The organism is Williamsia muralis (assembly GCF_002735905.1).
Lineage (GTDB): Bacteria > Actinomycetota > Actinomycetes > Mycobacteriales > Mycobacteriaceae > Williamsia > Williamsia muralis_A.
In genome coordinates, this window is the sequence record NZ_PEBD01000010.1 from 145,444 (window position 1) to 171,319 (window position 25,876).

Sequence of the window (25,876 nt, forward strand, 5' to 3'; positions counted from 1 at the left end):
CTTTTGATGAACGCTCCGGAACATTTCCGGAGCAAGAATGGAGAACTAGCAATGAAGAAGTCTCGAAGACTGCGGCTGTGGTCGTTGTTGGCCGCGCTGCCACTGCTTTTTGTGGTCCTGCTGACCGGATGCTCGGACGATTCAGACAAGGATTCGGCCTCGGGCGAGACCCGCACGGTGGAATCCGTCGACGGTCCTGTCGAGATCCCGACCGACCCCCAGCGCATCGTGGCGTTGCGTGGCTCGGCAGAAGCACTGCTCAGCCTCGGTAGCGACAAGGTCGTCGGCGTACCGGATCTCTACACGGCCGACTACTTCGGCAACGACACGGCCGCTTGGGACAAGTACCAGAGCCTGCCCAAGGTCGGCACCATCGCGCAACCGGACTATGAGGCGATTCTCGCGCTCGAGCCAGACCTCATCGTCGGCAATGTTCTCGAAAAGCATTGGGAAGCAATCGACAAGGAGAAGCTGAAGGCCATCGCGCCGGTCGTGAACCTCGAGGGCGGGTCATTGCTGGTCACCGACTGGTACGAGACCTTCGACGAGGCGGCCGACATCGCGGGCATGAAGACCGAGGCCGAGGAGCAGAAGCAGCAGTTCCACGCACGCGCCGACGAGATCCACCAGAAGTACGCCGACAAGATCGACGGCACCAAGTTCGTCGCGGTCGCGTCGTGGTCACCGGGCACCTTCTGGGACCAGAACGCCGGAACGTATGTGCCACACAAGCTCGAGGCCGCGGGTCTGACCTTCCCCGCGGGCGAGGGACAGGAACGTTCGTATGAGCAGCTGGGAATGCTCGCCGACTACGACGTGATCGTCTACCCGACACGCGCAGACGGAACCACCACACCTGAGGTGCAGGCGATGCTCGACTCCGAGCTCTTCAAGAGTCTGCCCGCAGTACAGGCCGGACGGGTTCTGGCTGTGGCATACACGGATCCGTTCACCTACGCATCCGGAATGGCCAGCCTGGACAGTTTGGAAGCGCAGTTGGAAAAGCTCCCACAGAAGTGAGTACCTGAGTCAGATCGATGATGGCGCCGGCGTTTGCCGGCGTCATCATTGCGTAGCGGCCTTGCCACCGTCGGAAAGCGAAACGGGAGACGGTCAGGCCCGGTAGGACGCGAACAGATCCCGGCACGCCGGGTAGTGGTCCTCCAGTACGCCGAGTTCGGTGGCCCGGACGAAGTTCGGATGGTCCCGGTAGTTGCCGATGTCGGCGAGTTGCTTCATCCCGTAATAGCCTGCGGCAGCAGAGGAGTGGTTCACGGAGGCCGGCACGGGGCTTCGGTCGAGGGAATCGATGTTGTCCACGAAGATGTCGTGGCAAGCCTGCGTAACCTCCATCGACAGTTCCTCCAGCGTCACGGACTCGGTGAGTGCGATAGCCCGTCTGTCGATGACGTCGCCGGTGTCGATCCCCGCGTCGACGCGATGGAGCGTGACACCGAATTCGTTCTCACCGTTCAGGATTGCGAATACTGCGGCGGCAATGGGCAGGCCCCGATAACGCGGAAGCGGTCCGCCGTGAATGTTCACGATGGTCACGCCGAGTTCCAGGATCGGCTCACGAAAGATGAAGGGATTACCGGTCGAACACACCAGTCCGTCGGTACAGAACTCGTCGATACCGTCAGCCAGCTCGTTGACGTCGTCGGTGCCGGCGCATTCGAGATCGGCCGCCCACGTGGGAACCGCTTCGCCTTCTGGGTGGATGACAACGTCGACCGGTGTGCCCACCGAGGCGGCATGACCGGCGGCACGCCACAGCAGAGCTCCCGAGCCGACCAGAATCACGAGAACATCCCTTCGCTCGCGGTCTTCGAACCCAACCGAACCTAGGGTAGCCTAAACTTCATGACGACTTTCGGGCACCCCGGGGACTCGACCACGATTCAGGTGGACATTTCGGAGCTGCACGACCGATGGAATGATCGGACGACACCAACGACCACGGCAACCGTTCCGGAGTTGTTCGCTGCTGCAGCCCGATCGACGCCCGATGCGCTTGCTCTCGTCGATGGGCCCACCCGACTCACGTACCGCGAATTGTCGGTCAAGGTGGGCGAATTGGCGCAACGTCTACGTCAGTCGGGGCTACCAGCCGAAGGTGTGGTCGCCATCGGTATGTCTCGCTCGGCCGAGATGGTCGTTTCCGTACTGGCCACGATGGCAGCCGGCGGCGCGTTCGTTCCTGTGGACCCGCACTGGCCCGAGATCCGTCGGCGACAGGTGGGCGCCGATGCATCGGTGCACATCGCACTGACAGCTGCGGACGACCGCACGGACTGGGGCGCCGAGACAATCTCGGTGAGCCTCGCCGACTGGCGGTTCGGTGATTGTGTGCCGGACGCGTCCTCGCTGTGCGTGCAGGGGAACCAGTTGGCCTACGTGATCTTCACCTCCGGGTCCACCGGGACTCCCAAGGGGGCGATGATCCGGCACGAGGCGATCTGCGAACGACTTGTGTGGCAACGTGATCAGATACTGATGTTCGGACGAGACGATGCTTCACTGTTCAAAGCACCTCTGGCGTTCGACATCTCGATCAACGAGATACTGTTGCCCCTTGTCTCGGGTGGGTACGTGGTGGTGGCGGCGCCCGGAAGTGAGAAGGATCCTGACTACCTACTGAATCTGATTGCCTCGGAACGGGTCACCTACCTGTATCTGGTGTCCTCGATGCTCGACACCCTGTTGGCACTGGATCGCGATCGCTCGACCACATCGAGCTCCGCGCTGGCTTCGGTCAGGCACATCTGGTGTGGCGGAGAGGTTCTGACACCTGATCTCTTCATGCGATTCCGGCAGCAGTTGTCCACAACGCTCTATCACGGCTATGGGCCGGCTGAAGCGACGATCGGCGTATCGCACGTCATCTACCGCGACGAGGCCGAGAGAATCGCCACGTCGATCGGTCGTCCCAATCCGTACACCCAGTTGTATGTGCTGAACGAGCAGCTCGAGCCGGTTCCGGTGGGTGTGGGCGGTGAGCTCTATGCTGCCGGATTCCTGCTCGGCCGTGGATATGTCGGCAACGCCGAGATGACTGCGTCGAAGTTCGTGTCCAATCCGTTCGACCCCGACGGCTCACGGATGTACCGCACGGGCGACCTCGCCCGCTGGTGCGACAACGGTTCGCTGGAGTTTCTCGGCCGGGCGGACAACCAGGTGAAGATCCGCGGGAGGCGGGTCGAACTCGAAGAGATCGAGGTGATCATCTCAGGCCACCCGCAGGTGCGACAAGCGGTGGTGACACTGACGGGCAATACCGCCGGCGCCGACAGTCTGTCGGCCTATGTGACCCAGAACCCGGGCGCGACGGTGGATGTGGAGAACCTACAGTCCTGGTGCGTCGACAATCTTCCCGACTACATGGTGCCGTCGAACCTGATGGTCCTGGACGCTTTCCCCATCACCGCCAACGGCAAGGTGGACCGCCGCGGGCTACCTGCGATGACCCCCACCCGGCAAGGCGCGTTCATCGCGCCGCGCACACCCCACGAACAGCTCCTGTGCGACATCTTCGCGACCATTCTCGGGGTGGAGAAAGTCAGCGTCGACGACGACTTCTTCGCTCTGGGTGGAGACAGCATCGTGGCGGTCAAGGTTGCCCTGGCGCTGCGGCCGAGGGGATTTCGGCTCCGCTCCCAGGACATCGTCTCTCACCGCACGCCCGAACATCTGGCCACGGCACTCACGGCGTCGGGTCCGGCGACGACGATCCCGACAACCGATGCGCCCCTTGTCGAACTCGAGGACGACGAGTCGGACGAGATCCATTCCCAGGTCGATGGTTTGCGTGAGGTGCTGCCACTGACGGCCGTCCAATCCGGCATCTACTTCCATTCGATCGCGGTGGATGACCACGACCCCTACATGGTTCAGCAGATCGTCGAGTTGTCCGGGCCACTCGATGTTGACAGGCTCGCCGAGGCCGCGGACGCGGTGATCCGCCGACATACGGCACTGGCGGCGGGCTTTCGCACCACACGTTCGGGCCGGGTCATCTCGACCGTGGGATCGACGCCCGCGCCGGAGTTCCGGACGTTGAGTCTTGTTGATGAATCAGACGTGGAGACAGCGCAATTCGTGGACAGGGTTGCCTCTGAGGAACGCAGCCGCACGTTCGATCTCACTCGGCCGCCGCTGATGCGCTACACCCTGATCACCATCGGGGAGGGTCGGTACCGGCTCATCCAGACGGTGCACCATCTGATCGCCGACGGTTGGTCGGTGGCGCTGATCTGGAACGACATCATGGCTGCATATCGCGGCGAGCCGTTAGACTTCAGCGCACCGCAATTCAGCGACTTTTTGAGGTGGTGGACGCAGGGGCGAACGCCACAGAGCGAGGTGGAAGCGTGGAAGAACCACCTCGCCGACATCGGAGATCCGACACTGATCTCCGACCACCTGCCGTGTAGTGCGGGCAATGGTTTCGGTCGGCGCCGTCGTACGCTGGGCCCCGATCACCGGCAGGCACTGACGGCGTACGCCCGATCGCGATCGGTCAGCGAGGGTGCCGTGATGACCGCGGCATGGGGTGTTCTGCTGGGCTGCGTCATGGGGCGGACCGATGTGGTGTTCGGTTCCACCACGGCGGGTCGTGGCGAAGATGTGGACGGCATCGACCGGATCGTCGGGATGCTGCTGAACACCGTGCCCACCAGGGTGCGCTGGACCCAGCGCGACACCATGGACGACGTGGTCCAGAACTTCGTCCGCGCGGAGACCGAAGTGCTCGACCACCAACATGTTCCGCTCCTGGATCTCCATTCGGCGTTGGGTGTTCGCGAGTTGTTCGACACCCTGTTCTCGATCGAGAACCTCGAACGCCCCGAAGATGCCGGCGATCTGCGACTCGGGGCCATCGAGTACATCCAGGCCCCTCACTACCGGCTGACTGCGCTTGTCACGCTGCACGAGTCGGTGTCGGTGGCGTTGACCAACGACCGGGCGGCGATCGACGACGCGGTGGCAGACCGGCTGGCGGATCTCTACCTCGGTGTGGTGGAGCTGATCGTCACCGGATCCGATCGGGGTACCAACGCCTTTCGCGCGATCACCGCGACGTCCCCGGTTGACCATCGCACCGTGGTGGACACCTGGAACCCGCCGTCGAAGACTGCGGAACTGCCAGACTCGGTGGCTGAGCTCATCGAACGTCGGATCGCCGAATCGACGGAGCTGGCGGCCCTGGTTCAGGGTGACGTCACCCTGACCTACGGTCAGCTGGGAGAGCAGGTCAATCGATTGGCCCGCTTGCTGATCGAGTCGGGCGTCGGCCCGGAGGCCCGGGTGGCGTTGCTCCTTCCGCGCTCGCCCGATCTGGTCACGGCACTGCTGGCAGTGATGGTTGCCGGTGGTGCGTATGTCCCGATCGATCCACGTCATCCGACCGAGCGGATCAGCCACCACCTGTCCGACTCGTCCCCGACCGTGGTCCTGGGCACCGAGGCAATTGCGGTAACGCTCCGGAGGGCCGGCGTCGACGTCCCGGGTGAGCTGATCTGTCTGGACGATGCCGCGATCAACGACCGGATGTCAGCATTGCCGGCAGGGCCTGTCGGCGCCGCCGACAGGCGGACCGAGCTGCGCGGGGATCACGCCGCCTACGTCATCTACACCTCGGGGTCGACCGGTAACGCCAAGGCAGTGGTGGGATCTCACACCGGGCTGGTCAATCGACTCGAATGGTCGAAGGCGAGTTGGACCGGCGGCAACGGTTCCCTCGGAGGTGTCCGGCTGGCCAAGAGTTCGATCGGTTTCATCGACGGGTCCACCGAGATCCTGGGTGCATTGTTGGCCGGATGTCGGTTGGTGATCGCCGACGAATCCGAGTTGGCCGACGCGGAGCGCCTGACCGAGCTGGTGCAGAGTCACGGCATCACCCAACTCACCGGGGTGCCGACCCTGCTGCGTGCCGTCGTCGAAGTGGGAGCGGAACGGGTCGGTGGTGTCCGGCAATGGATCTGCAGCGGTGAGGCGCTGTCATCGGCTGTTGTCGACGAGATCAACCGGGCATCACCGGGTGCGAGGGTGATCAACTCCTACGGTTCCTCAGAGGTTGCCGGTGACGTCGCGTTCTCCTCGCGGTCAGCTGCCGACGACGAGCCCATCACCATCGGCGCGCCCGTGCCCGGCAGCCGGATCTACGTGCTCGACCCCTGGCTACGTCCGGTGTCACCTGGAGTCACCGGGGAGTTGTACGTCGGCGGGGCGCAGGTGGCCCGAGGCTATGCCGATCGGCATGCCCTGACTGCTGCCACGTTCGTGGCAGACCCTTTCGGCCCGGCAGGCACCCGTCTGTACCGAACAGGCGATCTGGCCCGCTGGACCACCGGCGGCTCGCTGCAGTATCTGGGCCGCCGGGACTTCCAGGTGAAGGTGAACGGCGTCCGCGTCGAACTCGAGGAGGTCGAGGCCGCGCTCGCCGCTGTACCCGGTGTGGCCGCGGCCGCTGCCACGGTTCACGAATCGGGCGAGTCGAGCCGGCTGGTGGGCTATGTGACGGCGGCAGAGGGCGCGCACCTGGACGGCCGGACGGTTCGCGACGCGGTGACCGCTGTTCTGCCCGTGCACGTTGTACCGATCGTGCTCGTCGTCGACGCCCTACCTCTCACGCCGACCGGGAAGGTAGACCGAAAGGCACTGCCGACACCCGATTTCAGTTCACTGACCACAGCATCGCGAAAGCCCCGTGGCGCCGCCGAGGAGATCTTGGTGTCGGCATTCGCAGAGGCGCTGGGGCTGCCCGCGGTCGGTGTCGACGACGACTTCTTCGACCTGGGAGGCGACAGTATCTCCTCGATCGCGGTGGTTCGGCGGGCCGGGCAGCGCGGTATGGACCTCACCATCCAGGACGTGTTCGCGCTGCGCGCGCCGGCGCGATTGGCAGAGGGTCGAACCGTGGCACCCGACGAGTCGTCCGAGTCGTCCGTGCGACCAGAGCCCGTGCCGGTGGTTCCCCCGGTCGAGCAACATCGGCTCCGTCAGTCCGGTCTCGACATCGGGCAGCACGTGCTCACCGAGGTCGCCGATCTGCCGCACCCTGTGGAGCCCGCGCAGTTGGCGTCGGCGGTCGACACGGTGCTCCGCGAGTTCGAGTGCCTGCGGTGGCGGGTGAACCCTCGTCACCGATTGCTGTGGAACACCGACGTAACCCCGTACGCAGACCGTCTGGCATCGGAAACTGTTGCAACACTGGATCAGTCCGGTACGGATGCCGAAGGCGCTGTCAGGACAGCGCGTGACCAGGTGGTCGAGCGGGTGGACATCACAGCAGGACGGCCACTGCATGTCGCACTCCTGCGGTCTTCACAGGGCGCCCACCTCATCGTGGCCGTACACGGGGTGGTCGCAGACCGGTACACCGTCCACCAGGTGACGAAGCGCTTGACCGCACTGCTGGATGAATTCGACTCCCGTGCGTCGACCATGGGGTCCACCGCGGACGCGACGGCCGCGTTGGCCGAACGTGCGCAGTCTGCCGATGCCGATGCCGCACTGAATGAATCCATCGATCTGCTGCTCGGCATGCCGTCAGCCGACGACGTGGACGGACACGTGGACGGAGACGCCGGTCTCGTCGTACGTGTCGAGAAGCTGTCCGGTCACATGAACAAGTCTGCCGACGCCGTGGAGGCCGCCTTCGTCGCCGCCATCGCGCATGGATCGCCGGCCGTGCGCACGATCGACCTCGAGTGCGACCTGCGGAACCATTTGTCTGTGAACGATATTCACCCCGGCGAACACGACGACCTACCGGGTGCGTTCACCGCCGTGTATCCGGTGCAGGCGCGGATCAACGGGTTCGAACGGCCAACGTATGCACCCTGGTACGACTTGTGGCGCTTCCAGCACAGCGTCGGACGCAAGAAGTTGCGGCGGGCACCCACTGCAGGAGTGCTGCTGACCCGCGTCTTCGGTCCGCTCGCCGATCCCGCTCGGCGGGAGGGTTTCGAGGCGCTCTACGGGGTGGTCGGCCGGTATGCGATCCACGGGGATCGCGTGGAATTACATGTTCTGGCCCCGGACGCCGCCGAGATGGCGGACCGTTGGGCCGCCGCCCTGAACCCGTGACTGTGGCACGACCGACGAAGGAGGAGCCGTGGCCGGTTCGGTGCGCGATCTGACAGTGAGCCCGATCTGTTTGCGCGAGTTCGATGTTCTGCGTGTGTGGGACGTGACGCCGGGGATGCGACGTGTGGTCCTCGGGGGTCCGGCCATCGGCGAGCACACACGCGACGGTGTTGTCCTGCCCCCGGTGCAGACCAGCGGATTCGACGACGACGTGAAGATCATGCCTCCCGACCCGGTCACCGGAGGGTTCCCCTTCGAGGTGCCCCGTAACACCGGTGCGGGCCTGATCGACTGGACGCCGGGCAGTTTCGAATACACCCGTACCTACACCGTGCGCGCCTTCGACGCCGGTGCAGGCGAGTTGACCATCGACTTCGCCCTCCACGAGACCGGACTCGCCTCGACGTGGGCCCGTCGTGTGGTGCCGGGGGAGAAGATCCTGGTCGCCGGGCCCAAGCACTCGGCGGGTCTGCCGACAGCAGCCGATTGGATGCTGATCGGAGGGGACGAGACGGCGTTGCCTGCGATCGGGCACTGCCTCGAGATGCTGCCGCCATCGCTACCGGCAACGGTGGTGATCGAGGTGGCCGACCCTTCACATCGCCAGGAATTGCCCAGCACCGCAGAGGTTCACATCACCTGGCTGTATCGCTGTGAGGCAGATGGTAAGTCGCGACTGGCAGAGACACTCCAGTCGGTGCCGTGGCGCGACGGTCAGCCATACCTGTGGGTCGCAGGGGAAGCCCTGGTGGTCAAGCCGCTCCGCAAGTGGGCCAAGCGAGAGAAGGCGATACCGAAGGAGTTCACCGACATCGCCGGCTACTGGCGTGAGCGGGCGGTCGCCACCGTCGCCGGCGATCCCGAGGTCGTCGACGTCGCCACGCAGGCGCCCGACCCCTTCGAACGCGTCCACGAGTACTCGGAGCTGTTGCCCGCGTGTGCGTTACGCGCAGCAGTGACGCTGGGGGTGTTCGCAGAGATCGACGCGGGTGCGGTCACCGTGCAGGACATCGCCGCTGCTTGCGGGGCACGTCCCGGCCCGCTGCACAAGCTGGTGCGTCACCTCGTGGTGATGGGTCTGCTGGTCCGAGAGGGGAACATCTACTCACTCAGCGAGGTGGGCGCGGTGCTCGCCGACGCCGACACCCCGTGGGTCGAGGGTTTGCGGATGGACTCCGCCGAGACGCAGATGCAGCTGTCGTTCCTCCGACTCCTCGACGTGGTGCGAACCGGTGATCCGGTCGGAATCGGGGGTTTGTCGGTCGAGGATTGGACGGATGACCCCGACCGGGCCGATGGCTATCACGGTGAAATGGTCGAATGGCCGACATATCTCGCGCCGGCGTTGACCGAGGCCATCTCGTTCGACGGTGTGCGCACGGTCGCGGTCGTCGGAGAAGGCGGTGGTCCCTACGTGGACGCGATGCTGCGTGCGTATCCGTCGCTCGAGATCAGTGTTGTGGGCATGCCATCGCTGACCGACCGGATGCTCGGGGATGTGAGCGCCGAGAGGCGACCTCTGGTCGGGCGCGTTGCAGGCAGTCACGTCGCGCCGCTGCAGACGGAGGTCGACCTCCTCGTGGCGGCAGGCGTCGTGGAGACCCTGCCCGACGGTGACGCAGCGGTTGCGCTGACGGCTTATGCGGAGTCTGCCGGACGGGTGGTGATCCCGACTCGGCTGATGGACCCGGAGACCACAAACGACTACGAGACGGAAGAAGATCTTCTCCGGATGTGTGTGTTCGGGTCGGGCTCTCGCACGGAGGCCGAAATGTGCGCTCTCATCAACTCGGTCGGCGTCGGCGCACCGCACGTCGGACCGTTGGGATGGGGCGCTTGCGTCGTCGAATATCGAGGGAACTGCGAACCCATCTAGACTTTTGAACTCTTCGAAGGCTAGCCTTACCTCAATTGGTGGGTGGAGGCCCACGTAAGCCGGGTGAATGCAGGCCATTTCCGCCTCGGCTTCGAATTGAGCTTTGCGAAGCTACGTGGAAGAGGGGTGTATCCAATGGGTGCGGCGCAGCTGAACAGATTTCTCGACAACACGGTTGATCGCCATTTCGGCCGCCCGGCCGTGGCGTGCGGTGAACACGAAACCGACTTCGAGCGTTTTGATGAATCAGTGCAATGGCTGGGCGAAGACCTGTCGTCGCGGGGTATCGGCGCACGTCAAAGGATTGGTGTCTGCGTAAGCGGCGGATGGGAGTTCGTGCTCGCATTCCACGCCTTGGTGCGATTGAACGCCGTGGTGGTGCCGATCGATCCCTATGACGAGACGTCGTTGACTGCCGCTGCCGAACTGGACCTGCATTTTGTTCTCACGCATTGCGCCGAGGACCTTCTTTTCGAAGAGAATGTCGGGCTCATGTGCGAGGACCGAATACCCCCGACATTTGATGTGGCGGAAGAGTTCCGTTTGATCGCAATTTCGCCTCGGTCGCCCCTGCAGGCCGAAGGCGGTCTGATCCTCAACGACCTCGGGTTCCGATTCTGGGATAACCGAGAAGTGACCGACCGGATCGGGGGCCTGCAAACCGATCTCGACCTGGATGCGGACGCTCGTGCCGTGGTCTGTGGCCCGTGGAGTTGCCCCTCCGCGGTGATGCTGGTGCTCGCCTGCGCAGCATCGGGCTCCTGCGTGCATGTTGTCGACCACGTGCACGACTCCGTAGCGGTGCACGATGCGCTGGGTGAGGTTGACGTGTCGGTGGTCTTCGCCCCGCCGCTGGTCATGCACGACCTGATGCGTGCAGCAGACACCTGGACCTGGGGTCCGAGGCGCCTGCGGATGGTCCTGCCCGACGGTGAGGTGCTTCCGGATGTGCTGCTGCGCCGCCGGGGTCTGACCCGTCAGACCTGCGATGACCCGCCGGTCTACCGGTTTGGTCTCGCCGACCGGCATCCTGCGGTTCATGCCGGCTACGGCCGGAGACCAGCAGAATTGCGCCCGGTCTCCTGAAGACCCCGCCGAACTGTCAATTACGCCGAATCGTCAGCTCAGAGCTGCGGTGACGAGTGCGGCCAGGTCGACCTCTTTGCGGTGCTCCAGTGTGGAGACGACGGTTGCCACATCCGAGTCGTCGGGCAGGAAGAGCGACGTGGCAATTGCCGCGATGAGGTCGTCGCGATCAGCCGGCGCAGGGTTCCGGTGGCCCAGCAGAGCAAAGATCTGATCGACCGGCTCTGCCGACTCGCCCACCGAGCGACGTACGACGTCGAACCCGTCCGGTGAGAACTCGAGGAAGATCTCGTCGCCCAGGGCCAGGCCCAGATCGCTGACGAAACGTTTGATGGTTCCCACTCGGGCCTGCACGGACACCCACATCAGCGACTGTGGTTCCAGTCGCGACGGCAGCTTCAACGGATTCCCAGGGCCTACGCCGACCAGGCCCGCGAGGGCTGACGGGATGTTGAATGCCGACCCTTTGAGGTGCGCGCCGGACACCGTTGTGGCCCAACGGATGACGTCACCCTCGCAATAGAGACACCGGGTCTTGGCTGGCGACTTCCTGTGGACGTAGCGTTCGCTGCGCCGGGTCACCACATCATCTCGCGTCACGAACTCCCCGGCCCCCGCGTACGCGCGGATGCTCGATTCGGTGACGTCGTACTTCTCGCTGATCTGCGACACCAGATCCTTGATGCCGATTCTGCCGCCCGCAGCGTCGAGGATGTGGCCGATCTGCCGATGGACCGGCTGGTACTGATCCCCGCCCCATCGTCGCAGTCCATAGGTGGTGCGATCGGTCTTGACGATCCGATCGTCGGTGACCAACGCATTGCGAACACTCGATCGGGAACGTGGCTTGCCGGCGAGCCCGGTCACGATCTCCTCGAATGTGCGGGGCGCTCCGGCGATCGACAAGACCGCGCACACCAAATCCGCGGTGGACGTCGAGCCTTTGACGACGTGGTCGTCGAGCACGGTGAATCCGCTGCTGTTCAACCATCTCGTCGCCTCGGACTCCGACAGGTTCAGTTTCGCGGCCACCATGTCGACCGGGACCAGCGCCTCCTCACCCGCGTGCGCATCGAGGACGTCTCCGACGAGGTCGGCGATCTGCGCGGGGGTGCGGCTGATGATCCACCCGTCCACGCCGGCAAGGTCGTTCGATCCGGCGATGAGCAGCTGTCCCACAGAGACCCCGAGCGCGGGTATCGCGGTGGCGAAGAGTGGCAGGGTCTCGGCCACCCGGGCAGAGTCCGCCACTGGATCGGCCAGTGCCACCGTCTCGGCGAGAAGCCGGCGCAGGTCCACCGAACTCTCCACGGTCTCTGACAGTTGCAGCCGCAGAGTTCGGTCGAGCTGGTTCACCCGCTCGCGCGACAACCCGAGTTCCTTTGCCAGGTCGGCCTGCGTGCGGGGCTTGGCCGCGAATATGCGCTCGTGGAGGATCACCCGATCGCGTTCATCGACGGACTCGATGAACTCGAGCAGGTGAGGATCCGCCAGTACCCGGCCGCCGCTCCGGTCGTCCTCACCGTGTGGTGCCCGGGTCGCCTCGGCCACCAGGGCTGCGAGGACGTCGATGACGGTGGCACGGCTGACCCCAGGCAAGTGCAACAGGTGGCCGGCCGAGTGTGTAAGGACATCCGATACGTCTCGAATGCTGTTGTCGTGCAACGCTGTGACGGCGTGCGGCTCCAACTCGAGCGCGGCCACGGGCGTGCCTCCGGAAACAGTCGGGAAGTCGTCGGCAAGCCTGATGTCCGAGCGATCGGTCACATGCCGCAGCGCAACGAGTTCGCAGAAGCGGCGGAAGTTGTTGGCGTTCAGTGCCTCTGCTGGGCTCCCGTCCAGCCAGGCGTTGGGGATCAGCTCGTCGCTGGCGAGGATCGATGGCCCAGACCGGTACTCCTCGAGCCACGGCAGGAGCATGGGCCAAGCCGTCTTCGAGAACGGCCGCGCCGTGGTCGAGTCGGGCATCAGCAGTGGGCCTTTCGTGGGCTGCGGTCACGGCACGAAGTGGCCGGTCGAGATGGGCGGTAACGGAAGATTAGCCTATCTGTAAACCTGGTTAGTTGCCGCAAAGTTGCCGAACGGGAGGCTCCGGCGCGACGCGGCAAAAGCCGTCCGAACTGCGACGATGCCGCTACGGGCGGGCTGCGGTATGGGATCCCGCTATTGGCACTAAGGTGAGGGTTACCTACTGATAGATGGGGCTGAGATGCAGGACAACGCGTGCCGGGCACGGACGTGACTGTCGGTGCCGACCCCGGCCTCCGGGTGGACCTGACAAAGAGCGCAGATGGTTCGACGGCGCGCCGTCGTGCTCAGGGATTGGCGCAGACCAACACCAGGCGGATGCTCGGCTGGTTTGTCGGGGTCGTCGTCCTGGCCGCGGTCTGCATGCTCAGCATCGCCATCGGCGCCAAGGACGTGCCGTTCTCGACGGTGTGGGATGCGCTGTGGTCGTACGACAACTCCGGCGACCACATCATCGTTCGCGATCTGCGTATCCCGCGCACGATCCTCGGCCTGATCGTCGGGGTCGCGTTGGGCATCGGTGGAGCTCTCATTCAAGCGATCACCCGAAACCCGTTGGCAGACCCCGGCATTCTCGGCGTCAACGCGGGCGCCGCATTCGCCGTCGCCCTCGCGGTCGGGGTGTTCGGAGTGGCGAGCATCTGGGCGTACATCTGGTTCGCATTCGCCGGTGCGGTGGTGGTGATGGTCTTCGTGTACGCGCTGGGATCGATCGGCAGAGGGGGCGCCACCCCGATCCGTCTCACGTTGGCCGGAGTTGCCATCGGTGCCGTGCTCACCGGCATCACGTCGGGACTCATCCTGCTCGATCCGGAAGCCTTCGACCAGATGCGGTTCTGGAATGCGGGGTCGATCGCCGGACGCGGACTCGAGGTGTCGGGTGCGGTCGCGCCGTTCGTTGTGGTCGGACTGCTGCTCGCGTTTGTCATCGCCCGTCCGCTCAACGCTGTTGCCATGGGTGACGACCTCGCGCGGTCACTCGGGGCGAACGTGGCCCGCACCCGGGTCATCGGAGTCATCGCGGTGACGTTGCTCTGCGGAGCCGCCACCGCGGCCGCCGGCCCGATCAGCTTTCTGGGACTGATGGTTCCGCATGTGGCCCGCTGGATCGTCGGGCCTGATCAACGCTGGATCCTGGCGTACACGCTGGTGGGTGGGCCGATCGTGCTCCTGCTGTCCGACGTGATCGGGCGTGTGATCATCCGGCCGGGTGAGATGCAGGTCGGCATCGTCACCGCGTTTGTCGGTGCACCCGTCCTCATCTTCCTGGTTCGACGAGGCAAGGCGAGCGGCCTGTGAGCGTCGACGCGCAGAACCAGGACAAGCCGGCGCTTCCTGGAGATATCGACTTCGGACGTAAGGTCGCCGTGCTGCGCGTGCAGCGTGGCGCGCTGTCGGGGCGGATCGACGTTCGCGCCGTGGCCGTGATCGTGATGCTGGTGGCCGCTGCGCTGGTGGTTGCGGTCTTTGCGCTCGGCACCGGGGACTACCCGGTGTCCCCCGACCGGGTGGTTCAGGCGATCTTCGGTAATGGGTCCCGGATCGAAGAACTCGTGGTGATGGAATGGCGGATGCCGAGGGTGCTGCTGGCCCTGATCCTTGGGGCCGCACTGGGCGTCAGCGGGGCGGTGTTCCAGTCGATCACCCGAAATCCGCTGGGCAGCCCCGACATCATCGGCTTCAACACGGGCGCCTATACGGGCGCACTGGTGGTCCTGCTGATCATCGGTGGCAGCGGCTATTACGACACCGCGGTGGGCGCACTGGTCGGAGGCATGATCACCGCTCTCCTGGTGTACCTGCTGGCCTTCAAGCGTGGTGTCCAGGGATTTCGGCTCATCATCGTGGGAATCGCCATCAGCGCGGTCCTGTCGTCGGTGAACGCCTGGCTGATCCTGCGAGCCGACCTCGAGGATGCGATGTCCGCGGCGGTGTGGGGTGCCGGATCGCTCAACGGACTGGGTTGGACGCAGGCCCGCCCAGCCCTCATCCTGTTGGCGGTCCTCACCCCGCTGCTGGTTCTGGCGTCCTACCGGATGCCGATGCTCGATCTGGGCGATGACGCCGCCAAGGCGTTGGGAATCCGCGCAGAACCGACGCGATTGGTGCTGATCGTCCTCGGTGTCGCACTCACAGCCGTTGCGACCGCAGCTGCGGGTCCCATCGCCTTCGTGTCACTGGCCGCACCACAATTGGCCCGGAGGCTGACCCGCACGCCGGGCGTGGCCATGCTCCCGGCGGCGGTCATGGGCGCATTGCTATTGGTGGCCAGTGACCTCATCGCCCAGCGCGCCTTCACACCCACCCAGCTTCCGGTGGGAGTTGTCACGGTGTCGGTGGGCGGTCTCTACCTGGTGTGGCTGCTCGCCCGAGAGGCGCGCCGCCAATGACCCATCAATCTCGAGACGTCCGATGACGAGGTGCGAACAGTGGACATGAGCAAATTCGCGGACCGAGAAGTACCGTCCGCGACGCGTGGCGGCGACGGGGTGCACACCCGATTGCAGGCGCAGGACGTCACCATCGGCTACGACAAGCGGGTGATCAGCGAATCGTTGAGCGTCGACATCCCAGACGGTGCCTTCACCGTGATCGTCGGACCCAATGCCTGCGGCAAATCGACTCTGCTGCGCGCCCTTTCGCGACTTCTGGCCCCCACCAAGGGCTGGGTGCTGCTGGACGGTAAGGCGATCAGTTCTTATCCGGCCAAAGAGGTGGCGCGCAGGCTCGGTCTCCTGCCGCAGTCATCAGTCGCGCCCGACGGCATCAGGGTCGCCGACCTCGTCGCCCGTGGACGTTATCCCCACCAGAAGTTGATCCGGCAGTGGTCAGCCGACGACGAATCCGCCGTGATCGAGGCGATGACGGCGACCGGCGTGACCGAGCTGTCGGGGCGACTGGTCGATGAACTCTCCGGCGGGCAGCGTCAAAGGGTCTGGGTGGCAATGGTGTTGGCGCAGCAGACTCCGCTGATGTTGCTCGACGAGCCGACGACGTTCCTGGACATCGCCTACCAGATCGACCTGCTCGAGTTGTGTGCCGAGCTCAACAAGACGGGTGGTCGAACACTTGTCGCGGTGTTGCACGACCTCAACCATGCGTGCCGCTACGCCGACCACATCATCGCCATGAAGGCCGGTGCCATCGTGGCGGAGGGTCGACCGGCCGACATCATCACGGCCGATCTTGTCCGCGATGTGTTCGGCCTCCCTTGCCGGATCATCGACGATCCGGAATCGCATACGCCCCTTGTGATCCCGCTCGTCAGACGCTAGCTGTCGCAGGAAAGGACGGCCGAGCAGTGCGTCACTGCACGCGCTCGGCAATCAGGGGCACGACCGAATCGAGCGCGTACTGGATCGACAGCACCGAGTTCGTCGAGTAGGCCCGCGAGATCGTGAGGTCGTCGAAGACGAGATAGCGGCCGGCGGCTACGGCGGGCACCGACTTGAACAACGGGTCGCCTTCGACCTCGGCGGCTGTGCGCTGGATCGGGAAGACCACCACCATGTCGGCATCGAGCAACCGCAGGTTCTCGTCCGCGATGGGGACCGAGAATCCCTTGGCGTCAGCAGGATCGATGGCGGGGTTGGGTGAGAAGCCCAGTTTGACAAGGAATTCGACGCGCTCGGTGTCGGGGGAGTACGCGCCCCACCCCGTCCCGGAACGTGCTGCCACCGTGACCGTCTTGCCGCGGAACTCGGGGTTCTGCCCGGCAACTTCGGTGAACCGGCCATCGAGCTGCTCGACCAGTTCGGTGCCCTTCTCCGGGACGCCCAGTGCTTGCGACACCATCGTCACCTGTTGTTCAAGGGTGGTCTTGTAGCTGTCGGCGCCTGCAGGCAACGCGACGGTCGGCGCGATCTCGGCCAACGTGTCGTATCTCTTCTGGTCTCCAGAACTCTTGGTGTCGAGGATCAGATCGGGTTCGAGTGCAAGAATCTGTTCGTAGGACGGCTCCCGGGTGCCGATGATCTCGGGCGGGTTGTCGTAGAGTCCCTCGGCCCATGGGCCCACACCCTCGCCGCCGAAGTCGAGCCAGTCGCTTGCTCCCGCCGGCTGCACGCCGAGGGCGAGCGCGGTCTCGGCGTCGCCCCATCCGAGTGCGACCACCCGGGTCGGCGGCTTCTCGATCGTCACCGGTCCGAACTTGGTGGCCACGGTGACCGGGTACGCGCCGGTCGACGTACCGGATGTCGGGGATTGCTCCTGATCGCCCTCACCGGAACAGGCGGCCACGAACAAAAGGGCAAGAATGCTGAACACAGCTAGGACACGGCGAAACATGCGATGAGGCTAGCCTATGCTTAGCGAGGCTCAGCAATGGGCAGAGTGACTGGTGTCAGAGACCGTCCGGCGCGGCCTTCGGCAAACACTTGAACCGAGCAAGCGCTCGGTCGTAGGCTGCGTCCGTGGATATCAATGGAGCAAGTGCAGTAGTTACCGGTGGCGCATCGGGGATCGGTGCCGCAGTCGCGCGCCAGCTCGCCGGACTGGGAGCCAAGGTTGTCATCGCCGACCTTCAGGCGGACAAGGGTGAGGCCCTCGCCAAGGAAATCGACGGGGTGTTCGTCAGCGTCGACGTGACCAAGACCGAGCAGATCGAGGCCGCGGTGAACAAGGCGGCCGAGCTGGGACCGCTTCGGGCACTGGTGAACTCGGCGGGCATCGGCTCGGCGCAGCGCACCATCGGGCGTGACGGCGAGTTCTCGTCGGCCCACGACCTGGACGCATTCCGAAAGGTCATCAACATCAACCTGATCGGCAGCTTCGACGCGACCCGCCTGGCCGCGACCGCGATGAGTCGCAACGAAGCCACCGAAACCGGTGACAAGGGCGCGATCGTGTCGATGGCCAGCGTTGCGGCGTTCGACGGCCAGATCGGCCAGGCCGCGTACTCGGCATCCAAGGGCGGCATCGTGAGCCTGACCCTCACCGTGGCACGTGACCTCGCTGCCGCCGGCATCCGGAACAACACCGTTGCCCCCGGGCTCATCGAGACCCCGATCTACGGAACGGGTCCCGAATCGGAGGCGTTCAAGGCCAAGCTGGGAGAGAACGTCCTGTTCCCGAAGCGGCTCGGTACCCCGGACGAACTGGCGTCCATGGTGATCGAACTGATCACCAACTCCTACATGAACGGAGAGGTCATCCGCGTCGACGGCGGCATCCGGATGCCACCGAAGTAGCTCTTCGCGAGAAATCGGTCAACATCGTCCCCCTGGACGGCCATCGAGGGAACTACTCCCTCGGTGCGCCGTCAGGGGGACGATTTCTGTGTGTCAGCTGGTGTATTCGGCGGCGAGTCGCGCGATTTTCTCGGCCCGCTTCAGGCGGGGAGGATCGCTGCCGTCGCGAACCACCCGGCCGCGGGCCTCGAACTCCGACAGGAAGTCGGTGGCCCAGGCGGTGTCTTCCGAGCTGGGGCTGGCGACGCGGTTGATGACCGCCGGCTGAGAGGCGTTGAGGCACAGCTTCCCGGTGAGTCCGAACGCGACCGATGTCGCTGTCTTAGCCTCCAGGACGGCCACGTCGTCGGTGACCGCCGGACCGTCGATGGGGCCTGGCAATTCGGCGACCCGGCTGGCCACCACCAGCCGCGACCGCGGGTACGCCATCACGGCGTCGTCTGCAGCGGTGCCGGTGTCGTGGCGGTAGTCCCCGCTGCCGAACGCGAGGCGCAGGACGCCTCGGGCGCGGGCGATCTCGACGGCGTTCTCCACCCCGACCGCCGACTCGATGAGTGCGATGACAGGGGTGTGGCCGCCGAGGCGGTCGAATGTCTCGCTCGCCTGCGCGGCGGTCTCGGCCTTTGCCAGCATCACACCGGCCAGACCCGGTGCTCCGCGTAGCCGGTCGATGTCGTCGGACCAGAACCGCGTGGTCCTGTCGTTGATCCGTACCCAGGCGGTCGCAGTATCGAGCCAGGTGCACACCCGTTCGCGCGCTGCGCCCTTCGCGCGCGGGTCGACGGCGTCTTCGAGATCGAGGATCACCTGGTCGGCGTCCGATCTGGCGGCGGCATCGAAGTCGCCTTGGGCGGCGTTGACCAACATCCACGAACGGGACAGTTCGGGTGTGACGGATCGGGCGATCGTAGAGGGCATGCCACCAGTGTGGGACCCGGCACAGAAGTGGTCGCCCTTCAGTTCATTACGTTCACCCGTGAACGAAGGGTTGGGCCGCGTGCGATGCAGGAAGGAGCGAGGGAGCGGTGAGCGAAGGGATGGGCCGCGTGCGATGCAGGGAGGAACGAGGGAGCGCAGCGACTGAGTGACGACCGAAGAGCACGCATTAAGGCCCAGCCCGTTGCGAACAGACAATAGAGTGGGCCGCACCTGACGGTGCGGCCCACTCTTTTCAGCGCTTCGGACTAGAAGGAGGCTTCGTCGAGTTCCATCACGTCGTTGTCGATGTTCTCGATGATGCCGCGTGCGGCGGTCAGTTCGGGCAGGACGTTCTTGGCGAAGAAGCTCGCGACGCCGATCTTGCCGTTGTAGAACGCGGTGTCGGCTTCGGATGCACCGTTGTCGAGTGCGGCGAGGGCGACTTCGGCCTGGCGCAGCAGCAGCCAGCCGATCATGAGGTCACCGACGGCCATGAGGAAGCGGACGCTGCCCAGTCCGACCTTGTACAGCTCGGTCGGCTGCTCCTGGGCTCCCATGAGGAAGCCGGTGAGGGTGGCGGCCATGCCCTGGACGTCGTCGAGTGCGGTCTTGAGCAGAGCGCGCTCGGCCTTGAGTCGGCCGTTACCCGCTTCGGACTCGATGAACGAGCTGATCTGTCCGGCGACGTGGGCCAGTGCCTGGCCTTTGTCGCGGATGATCTTGCGGAAGAAGAAGTCCTGCGCCTGGATGGCGGTGGTGCCTTCGTAGAGCGAGTCGATCTTCGCGTCGCGGATGTACTGCTCGATCGGGTAGTCCTGCAGGAAGCCGGAGCCACCGAGGGTCTGCAGCGATCCGATGAGCTGCTCGGACGCCTTCTCGGAGCCGACGCCCTTGACGATCGGCAGCAGGAGGTCGTTGACGCGGAATGCCATCTCTTTGTCGGCACCCGAGACGAGCTGTGCGGCAACCACATCCTGGTGCGATGCGGTGTAGAGGTACACCGCGCGCAGGCCTTCGGAGTAGGCCTTCTGCAGCATCAGCGATCGGCGAACATCCGGGTGGTGCGTGATGGCCACCCGCGGTGCGGCCTTGTCGGTCATCTGGGTCATGTCGGCGCCCTGGATACGCTCCTTGGCGTATTCGAGTGCGTTCAGGTAACCGGTGGACAGAGTCGCGATTGCCTTGGTGCCGACCATCATTCGTGCGTGCTCGATGACGTCGAACATCTGCGCGATGCCGTCGTGCACCTCGCCGACGAGCCAGCCCTTGGCGGGGACGCCGTGCTGACCGAAGGTGAGTTCACAGGTGGCCGATACCTTGAGGCCCATCTTGTGCTCGACGTTGGTGACGTAGACGCCGTTACGTTCGCCCAGTTCGCCGGTCTCGTGGTCGAAGTGGAACTTGGGCACGAAGAACAGTGAGAGTCCCTTGGTGCCGGGCCGTGCGCCTTCGGGGCGGGCCAGCACCAGGTGGATGATGTTCTCGGTCATGTCCTGGTCGGCGGAGGTGATGAAGCGCTTCACGCCGTCGATGTGCCAGGTGCCGTCGTCCTGCTTGACGGCCTTGGTGCGGGCGGCGCCGACATCGGAACCGGCGTCGGGCTCGGTCAGCACCATGGTGGCGCCCCAGCCGCGCTCGGAGCTGATGGCAGCCCACTTCTTCTGCTCTTCGGTGCCGTTGTTGTAGAAGATGTTGGAGAAGCCGGCGCCGGCGGCATACATGAACGTGGCCGGGTTGGCGCCGAGGATCAGTTCGCCGATGGCCCAGTACAGCGACCGTGGGGTCGGCAGGCCGCCGAGTTCTTCGTCGATGCCGAGCTTGTCCCAGCCGCCGTCGGTCAGGGCCTTGTACGACTTCTTGAAGGCCTCGGGAACGGTGACCGAGTGGGTCTCGGGATCGAAGACCGGTGGGTTGCGGTCGGACTCGGTGAACGAGTCGGCCAGCGGGCCCTGTGCGAGGTTGTTCACCTCCCGCAGCATGTCGATGGCGGTCTCGCGATCGAGATCGCCGAACTCGCCACTCGCGAGGACCTCATCGAGTTTCAACATTTCGAAGAGGTTGAACTGGAGGTCGCGGAGATTGCTCTTGTAATGCCCCATTGCAGAATCCTTTGCAATCGTAGAACTGCCGTTGAGAGTGGCGAGTGAGCGCCCATGGGCTCGTTGCACGCTAAGTTACTCACCAGTAACAACTCAAATATACATCCGCATACCACGACGCACAAACGCTGTGTGGAAGAGAAAAGATGATTTGCGCCACTGCGCGGGCGATCAGTGATCTGCGGTTGACCGGCGGCGGAGCAGGCGCAGCCCATAGAGCGCGGCGCCGATGGCGAGAACGCTCACCCCCGCGATCACCGAGGTGACCGGCAGGCTGAATCCGAGCACCAGGCAGCCGATCAGCCCGACCACCGGAACAGCTGCACACCACCACTTCCGTGGCTCCTCGAGAGTGATAGCGCTCAGATTTGCGATGGCGTAGTAGATGAGGACGGCGAACGCGGAGAATCCGATGGCGTCGCGTACGTCGAACGTGGCGGCCAGCACCGCAACGACGATGCCCACGACCACCTCGGCGCGATGAGGGACGTGAAAGCGGAGATGGACCGCGGCGAGCGCCCGGGGCAGATGGCCGTCGCGAGCCATCGCGAGCGTGGTCCGCGAGACCCCGAGGATCAAGGTGAGCAATGCGCCGAGTGCAGCCAGGGCCGCGCCGATGGTGACCACCGGGACCAGTGCCGGCGCGCCCGCAGCGCGCACCACGTCCACAAGCGGGGCGTTCGAGTCGCTGAGCCCATCGGCGCCCATGACGGCCAGCGCCCCTACCGCCACGAGCGCATAGATCACCACGACCACCGCCAGCGCGATCGTGATCGCCCTCGAGATGGTGCGGACCGGATCGCGCACCTCCTCGCCAAGGGTGGCGATGCGGGCGTAACCGGCGAACGCGAAGAACCACAAGCCGGCGGCCTCGAGGAGACCGGTCGCCGACAGACCCGATGTGGGATCGAGGCGTGCGGCGTCGACATCGGGTGAGAACGCGACTGCGACCACCACGGACACGAGCACCATCAGCACAATCGCAACGAGTAGCCGGATCACCCACGCCGACTTCTGGATTCCGATGTAGTTGACCGCGGTCAGTGCCAGCGTCACCGCGACCGCAACGGCGTGTGCGTACTCGGGCCACAGATAGAAACCGGCGGTCAGCGCCATCGCCGCGCACGACGCGGTCTTGCCGACGACAAAACCCCAGCCCGCGAGGTAACCCCAGAACATGCCGAGGCGCTCACGGCCGTACACGTAGGTCCCGCCTGCCGACGGGTACTCGGCAGCAAGTCGCGCCGACGAGTTCGCATTGCAGTAGGCGACAACGGCGGCGATGGCCAGCGCGATCAGCAGGCCGGATCCGGCAGCGCTGGCGGTGGGGGCGAGGGTGACGAAGATGCCCGCGCCGAGCATCGCGCCGAGTCCTGTGACAACAGCGTCGCCGAGTCCGAGTTCGCGGCGCAATTCCGGAGATTGCGGTGTGCCGGTCATGATGCCGGATCCTCCCCGAGCCGCATGCGGGTCAGTATGCCGCACGGCTCAGGCACGATGGACACATGACCGACCTGACCGACCGCACTGATCTGCCCCGAACTGATCTGCCCCGAACTGATCTGCCCCGAACTGATCTGCCTAGACGAGATGAGCCAGGCCACGCGAACACGCCGCTGGTCCGATGGCTCACCGCCGAAGGCGTCGAGCGTGATCTGGCGCCGGCCGATCTCATCGAAATCGGTCACGGTCTGCGAAAGTTCATGCTGCCGTTTCAGTTTGCGATCAATGAGATCGTCACGAAGATCGAGATCCTGCGCGACGAGTTCGCCTACCTCAACGACTACAACCCGATCGAGCACATCAGCTCGCGGGTCAAGACCCCCGAAAGCCTGCTGGCGAAGGCCCGACGCCGCGACATCCCGGTAGACCCCGAATCGCTGGCCAACCGCCTCGACGACATCGCCGGAGTGCGTGTGACCTGCAGCTTCATCTCTGATGCGTACCGGCTCACCGAGCTGCTCTGCGCGCAGCCCGACGTGCGGACGCTGCAGACCAAGGACTACATCGCAGAGCCCAAGCCGAATGGCTACCGTGGCCTGCACACCATCGTCGAGACGCCGGTGAACCTCAGCACCGGCCAGTTGCCGGTGAAGGTGGAGCTACAGGTTCGGACCATCGCCATGGATTTCTGGGCGAGCCTCGAGCACAAGATCTACTACAAGTACGACCGCACCGTGCCGGCTCATCTGCTCGACGAACTGACCGTCGCGGCCGGCACCGCCAACGTGCTCGATCAGCGCATGCAGGCCATCCGCAACGAGATCCACGGTGTGACCGGTGAGCGTTGAATCCTCAGCTGAGGGCTTCGCGTAGATATTGCACGTCGTCGGCGAGACCCTCTTCGGGGGTTTCCAGGATCACCGGCGCGTCGGCAGCCCTGGCGACGGCGACGAGGACATCGGGGTCGATGTGACCGGACGTGAGGTTGGCGTGCCGGTCGCGGGCCGAGTCGAACTCGTCGCGGGAATTGTTGAGGTGGAGCAGGTCGATGCGGCCGGTGATCGCCCTGACCCGTTCGACGATGTCCACGAGGTCTTCGCCCCCGGCCCACGCGTGGCAGGTGTCGAGGCAGAAGCCGGCGTTGTCGAAATCGCCGACCGCCTCCCACAGGCGCTCGATGTTCTCGAGGGTGCGAGCCATCGCGTGGTCGCCGCCTGCGGTGTTCTCGATCAGGATGGGTACGGGAAAGCCACCCTTGTCGGCGGCGCGCTCAAAGAGCTTGCGCCAGTTCTCGTATCCGGTTGCGGCGTCTTCGTCGTCGCGGAGGTGTCCACCGTGTACGACCAACCCGAAGGCCCCGAGGTCGGCGGCCGCCTGGGCCTGGTTGATGACGGCCTGCCGCGACGGCATACGCAACCGGTTGTTGAGGCTGGCGACGTTGATGCGGTACGAACTGTGCACCACGACGTCGATCGGGGAGTCCCGGATCTGCTGGGCCAGGGGGTGCGGCTGGGGCTTACCCCACTCCTGTGGATCGGTGACGAACATCTGCAACACCTCGGCGCCGAGTTCTTCGGCTCTGCCGATGGGATCGCTGTCTTGTCGTACGTGGGCACCAATGCGCATGCATCCACCTTATGGCGTCAGCCCTTATCGCTGAACCACAGGTATTTCCCTGCCGGTGCGAGCAGAGTGGGACTGGTCAATGGGGTGGAGCAACTTTTCTTCGAAAGGTGTTAGACGTGGAACGGTTGAGTGGTCTTGATGCGTCCTTCTTGTATCTGGAGACGCGGTCGCAATTGATGCACATCATCGGGTTGATCGAGCTGGATCCCGAGACGGTGCAAGGGGGCTATTCGTTCGCGAAGATGCGCGACGAGCTGGAACGACGGATCGGGGCGTTGCCGACGTTTCGGCGGAAGGTCCGGGACTCGATCCTCAACCTCGACCACCCGGTGTGGGTCGAGGACCGCAATTTCGATATCGAACGGCACGTGCACCGGGTGGCGGTGCCTGCGCCCGGTGGTCAGCAGGAGCTCGCCGATTTCTGCGCGCACATCGCTGGTGTCCCACTCGACCGCAGCAAGCCGTTGTGGGAGATGTGGGTGATCGAAGGGCTGGCCGACGGCAAGATCGCGGTGTTGCTCCGGATGCACCACGCCGGTGTCGACGGCGTCACCGCCTCGGACCTGCTGGCCCAATTATGCACTCTCACACCGGAACCGCCGGAACTCGACGAGGTCTCCCTGTCCCACACCGCCGGCGACTCGTCGCTGATCGGACTTGCCGCGGACGGCGCTCTTCAGATCGCCAGACGGCCGCTCAGTTTCGCGCGACTGTTGCCCAAGACCGCACAGGTGCCCTTCGAGTGGGTGTCGCGAGCGTTGCGCGGTGAGGCGATGCCGGCCCCGTTCCGGGCTCCGCGGACACCGTTCAACAAGTCGATCACCCCGCATCGCAGCATCGCCTACACGCAGGTGTCGCTCACCGACCTCAAGCGGATCAAGGATCACTTCGGGGTCAAACTCAACGACGTGGTGCTCAGCGTGTGCGCCGGTGCGCTGCGCAACTACCTCGATGATCGTGGTGAACTCCCAGAACAGCCGCTGGTGGCGATGGTCCCGGTGTCGGTGCACGGCGACAACGACGACGACCTCGTCACGCAGGGAACCAACAAGGTGACCGGCATGTTCACCAAGCTGGCCACCGACGTGGCCGACCCGGTGGAGCGCATCACGACGATCGGTGAGCAGGTGCGCAAGTCAAAGGACCATCACGGCTCGATGGACTCGAACCTGTTGCGTGGCTGGGCGCAGTTCATCCCACCTGCCACGATGGGATTGGCAATGAAGCTGTACTCGTCAAACGAATTGGCCGAGCATCATCCGCCGGTGTTCAACCTGGTCATCTCCAACGTTCCCGGACCCGACTTCCCGTTGTTTTACCTCGGCGCCAAGATCGATGCGATGTACCCGCTCGGACCGGTGTTTCACGGCTCGGGCGTCAACATCACCGTCTTCTCACAGAACGGGCAGCTCAACATAGGAGCCATTGCCTGCAAAGAACACGTGCCCGACCCCTGGCCGCTGGTGCGCGCATTCGAACACGAGGTGAAGTCGCTGTTGGAGGCCTGCGATCCGTGACCC

General features: G+C 64.8%; 17 protein-coding genes. 10 read left to right on the plus strand and 7 right to left on the minus strand.

Annotated features, from left to right (window positions below; genetic code table 11):
- The first annotated feature begins 51 nt into the window (after window positions 1-51).
- A complete protein-coding gene (locus tag CSW57_RS14475; RefSeq protein ID WP_189339277.1) occupies window positions 52-1,020 on the plus strand; it encodes an ABC transporter substrate-binding protein in 969 nt (322 codons plus the stop codon).
- 93 nt (window positions 1,021-1,113) lie between these two features.
- On the opposite strand, the gene CSW57_RS14480 is transcribed toward CSW57_RS14475, so the two are convergent.
- Window positions 1,114-1,803: a formyltransferase family protein gene (locus tag CSW57_RS14480; RefSeq protein ID WP_099383485.1), complete on the minus strand. Its 690-nt coding sequence runs from the start codon at window positions 1,801-1,803 to the stop codon at window positions 1,114-1,116.
- A gap of 60 nt (window positions 1,804-1,863) precedes the next feature.
- On the opposite strand from CSW57_RS14480, the gene CSW57_RS14485 reads away from it, so the two are divergent.
- The 3 genes from CSW57_RS14485 to CSW57_RS14495 all read left to right on the plus strand — a co-directional run bounded on the left by CSW57_RS14485 (window position 1,864) and on the right by CSW57_RS14495 (window position 11,053).
- Entirely contained in the window at window positions 1,864-8,091 is a 6,228-nt protein-coding gene (locus tag CSW57_RS14485; RefSeq protein WP_099383486.1) for a non-ribosomal peptide synthetase, read from the plus strand.
- Window positions 8,092-8,119: 28 nt separating this feature from the next.
- Complete coding sequence (locus CSW57_RS14490; protein ID WP_099383487.1) at window positions 8,120-9,967, plus strand: siderophore-interacting protein; 1,848 nt, start codon at window positions 8,120-8,122, stop codon at window positions 9,965-9,967.
- Between the two features lie 135 nt (window positions 9,968-10,102).
- On the plus strand, window positions 10,103-11,053 hold the full coding sequence (locus tag CSW57_RS14495; RefSeq protein ID WP_099383488.1) for an AMP-binding protein: 951 nt from the start codon (window positions 10,103-10,105) through the stop codon (window positions 11,051-11,053).
- A gap of 33 nt (window positions 11,054-11,086) precedes the next feature.
- On the opposite strand, the gene CSW57_RS14500 is transcribed toward CSW57_RS14495, so the two are convergent.
- Window positions 11,087-13,021, minus strand: a complete 1,935-nt coding sequence (locus tag CSW57_RS14500; protein WP_143696543.1) for a sigma factor-like helix-turn-helix DNA-binding protein — start codon at window positions 13,019-13,021, stop codon at window positions 11,087-11,089.
- 378 nt (window positions 13,022-13,399) lie between these two features.
- Between CSW57_RS14500 and CSW57_RS14505 the strand changes: the two genes are divergently transcribed.
- Genes CSW57_RS14505 through CSW57_RS14515 form a run of 3 tightly spaced genes read left to right on the plus strand, consistent with a single transcriptional unit; the run spans window position 13,400 to window position 16,356 of the window.
- Window positions 13,400-14,380: an iron chelate uptake ABC transporter family permease subunit gene (locus CSW57_RS14505; RefSeq protein WP_189339367.1), complete on the plus strand. Its 981-nt coding sequence runs from the start codon at window positions 13,400-13,402 to the stop codon at window positions 14,378-14,380.
- Entirely contained in the window at window positions 14,377-15,471 is a 1,095-nt protein-coding gene (locus tag CSW57_RS14510) for a FecCD family ABC transporter permease (RefSeq protein ID WP_223249269.1), read from the plus strand. Before CSW57_RS14505 ends, CSW57_RS14510 begins: the two co-directional genes overlap by 4 nt.
- A 45-nt stretch (window positions 15,472-15,516) precedes the next feature.
- Window positions 15,517-16,356 (plus strand): ABC transporter ATP-binding protein, encoded by an 840-nt coding sequence (locus CSW57_RS14515; RefSeq protein WP_099383490.1) that lies wholly within the window; start codon window positions 15,517-15,519, stop codon window positions 16,354-16,356.
- A gap of 31 nt (window positions 16,357-16,387) precedes the next feature.
- On the opposite strand, the gene CSW57_RS14520 is transcribed toward CSW57_RS14515, so the two are convergent.
- The gene (locus CSW57_RS14520) at window positions 16,388-17,368 is read right to left on the minus strand and encodes an ABC transporter substrate-binding protein (RefSeq protein ID WP_099383491.1); all 981 of its coding nucleotides are present in this window, start codon (window positions 17,366-17,368) and stop codon (window positions 16,388-16,390) included.
- 125 nt (window positions 17,369-17,493) lie between these two features.
- Between CSW57_RS14520 and CSW57_RS14525 the strand changes: the two genes are divergently transcribed.
- Window positions 17,494-18,270, plus strand: coding sequence for an SDR family NAD(P)-dependent oxidoreductase (locus CSW57_RS14525; RefSeq protein ID WP_099383492.1), 777 nt, complete (start codon window positions 17,494-17,496; stop codon window positions 18,268-18,270).
- A 93-nt stretch (window positions 18,271-18,363) separates the two neighbouring features.
- On the opposite strand, the gene CSW57_RS14530 is transcribed toward CSW57_RS14525, so the two are convergent.
- The 3 genes from CSW57_RS14530 to CSW57_RS14540 all read right to left on the minus strand — a co-directional run bounded on the left by CSW57_RS14530 (window position 18,364) and on the right by CSW57_RS14540 (window position 22,727).
- A complete protein-coding gene (locus CSW57_RS14530) occupies window positions 18,364-19,188 on the minus strand; it encodes an HpcH/HpaI aldolase/citrate lyase family protein (protein WP_099383493.1) in 825 nt (274 codons plus the stop codon).
- Window positions 19,189-19,454: 266 nt separating this feature from the next.
- Window positions 19,455-21,287, minus strand: a complete 1,833-nt coding sequence (locus CSW57_RS14535) for an acyl-CoA dehydrogenase (protein ID WP_023960138.1) — start codon at window positions 21,285-21,287, stop codon at window positions 19,455-19,457.
- A 171-nt stretch (window positions 21,288-21,458) separates the two neighbouring features.
- Window positions 21,459-22,727, minus strand: coding sequence for an APC family permease (locus CSW57_RS14540; protein ID WP_099383494.1), 1,269 nt, complete (start codon window positions 22,725-22,727; stop codon window positions 21,459-21,461).
- Window positions 22,728-22,792: 65 nt separating this feature from the next.
- Here CSW57_RS14540 and CSW57_RS14545 point away from each other — a divergent pair, with 65 nt between their 5' ends.
- A complete protein-coding gene (locus tag CSW57_RS14545) occupies window positions 22,793-23,578 on the plus strand; it encodes a GTP pyrophosphokinase (RefSeq protein ID WP_099383495.1) in 786 nt (261 codons plus the stop codon).
- Between the two features lie 4 nt (window positions 23,579-23,582).
- Here CSW57_RS14545 and CSW57_RS14550 read toward each other — a convergent pair whose 3' ends face one another.
- Window positions 23,583-24,356, minus strand: a complete 774-nt coding sequence (locus tag CSW57_RS14550) for a deoxyribonuclease IV (RefSeq protein ID WP_099383496.1) — start codon at window positions 24,354-24,356, stop codon at window positions 23,583-23,585.
- A gap of 116 nt (window positions 24,357-24,472) precedes the next feature.
- On the opposite strand from CSW57_RS14550, the gene CSW57_RS14555 reads away from it, so the two are divergent.
- Window positions 24,473-25,873: a WS/DGAT/MGAT family O-acyltransferase gene (locus tag CSW57_RS14555; protein ID WP_099383497.1), complete on the plus strand. Its 1,401-nt coding sequence runs from the start codon at window positions 24,473-24,475 to the stop codon at window positions 25,871-25,873.
- Window positions 25,874-25,876: the final 3 nt, after the last annotated feature.

Coding starts and splice junctions, on each gene's coding strand:
- CSW57_RS14520 (WP_099383491.1), bottom strand. CDS start 17,368: ATGTTTCGCCGTGTCCTAGCTGTGTTCAGCATTCTTGCCCTTTTGTTC.
- CSW57_RS14515 (WP_099383490.1), top strand. CDS start 15,517: ATGAGCAAATTCGCGGACCGAGAAGTACCGTCCGCGACGCGTGGCGGC.
- CSW57_RS14505 (WP_189339367.1), top strand. CDS start 13,400: ATGCTCGGCTGGTTTGTCGGGGTCGTCGTCCTGGCCGCGGTCTGCATG.
- CSW57_RS14540 (WP_099383494.1), bottom strand. CDS start 22,727: ATGACCGGCACACCGCAATCTCCGGAATTGCGCCGCGAACTCGGACTC.
- CSW57_RS14530 (WP_099383493.1), bottom strand. CDS start 19,188: ATGCCCTCTACGATCGCCCGATCCGTCACACCCGAACTGTCCCGTTCG.
- CSW57_RS14550 (WP_099383496.1), bottom strand. CDS start 24,356: ATGCGCATTGGTGCCCACGTACGACAAGACAGCGATCCCATCGGCAGA.
- CSW57_RS14475 (WP_189339277.1), top strand. CDS start 52: ATGAAGAAGTCTCGAAGACTGCGGCTGTGGTCGTTGTTGGCCGCGCTG.
- CSW57_RS14535 (WP_023960138.1), bottom strand. CDS start 21,287: ATGGGGCATTACAAGAGCAATCTCCGCGACCTCCAGTTCAACCTCTTC.
- CSW57_RS14500 (WP_143696543.1), bottom strand. CDS start 13,021: ATGCCCGACTCGACCACGGCGCGGCCGTTCTCGAAGACGGCTTGGCCC.
- CSW57_RS14485 (WP_099383486.1), top strand. CDS start 1,864: ATGACGACTTTCGGGCACCCCGGGGACTCGACCACGATTCAGGTGGAC.
- CSW57_RS14545 (WP_099383495.1), top strand. CDS start 22,793: ATGACCGACCTGACCGACCGCACTGATCTGCCCCGAACTGATCTGCCC.
- CSW57_RS14495 (WP_099383488.1), top strand. CDS start 10,103: ATGGGTGCGGCGCAGCTGAACAGATTTCTCGACAACACGGTTGATCGC.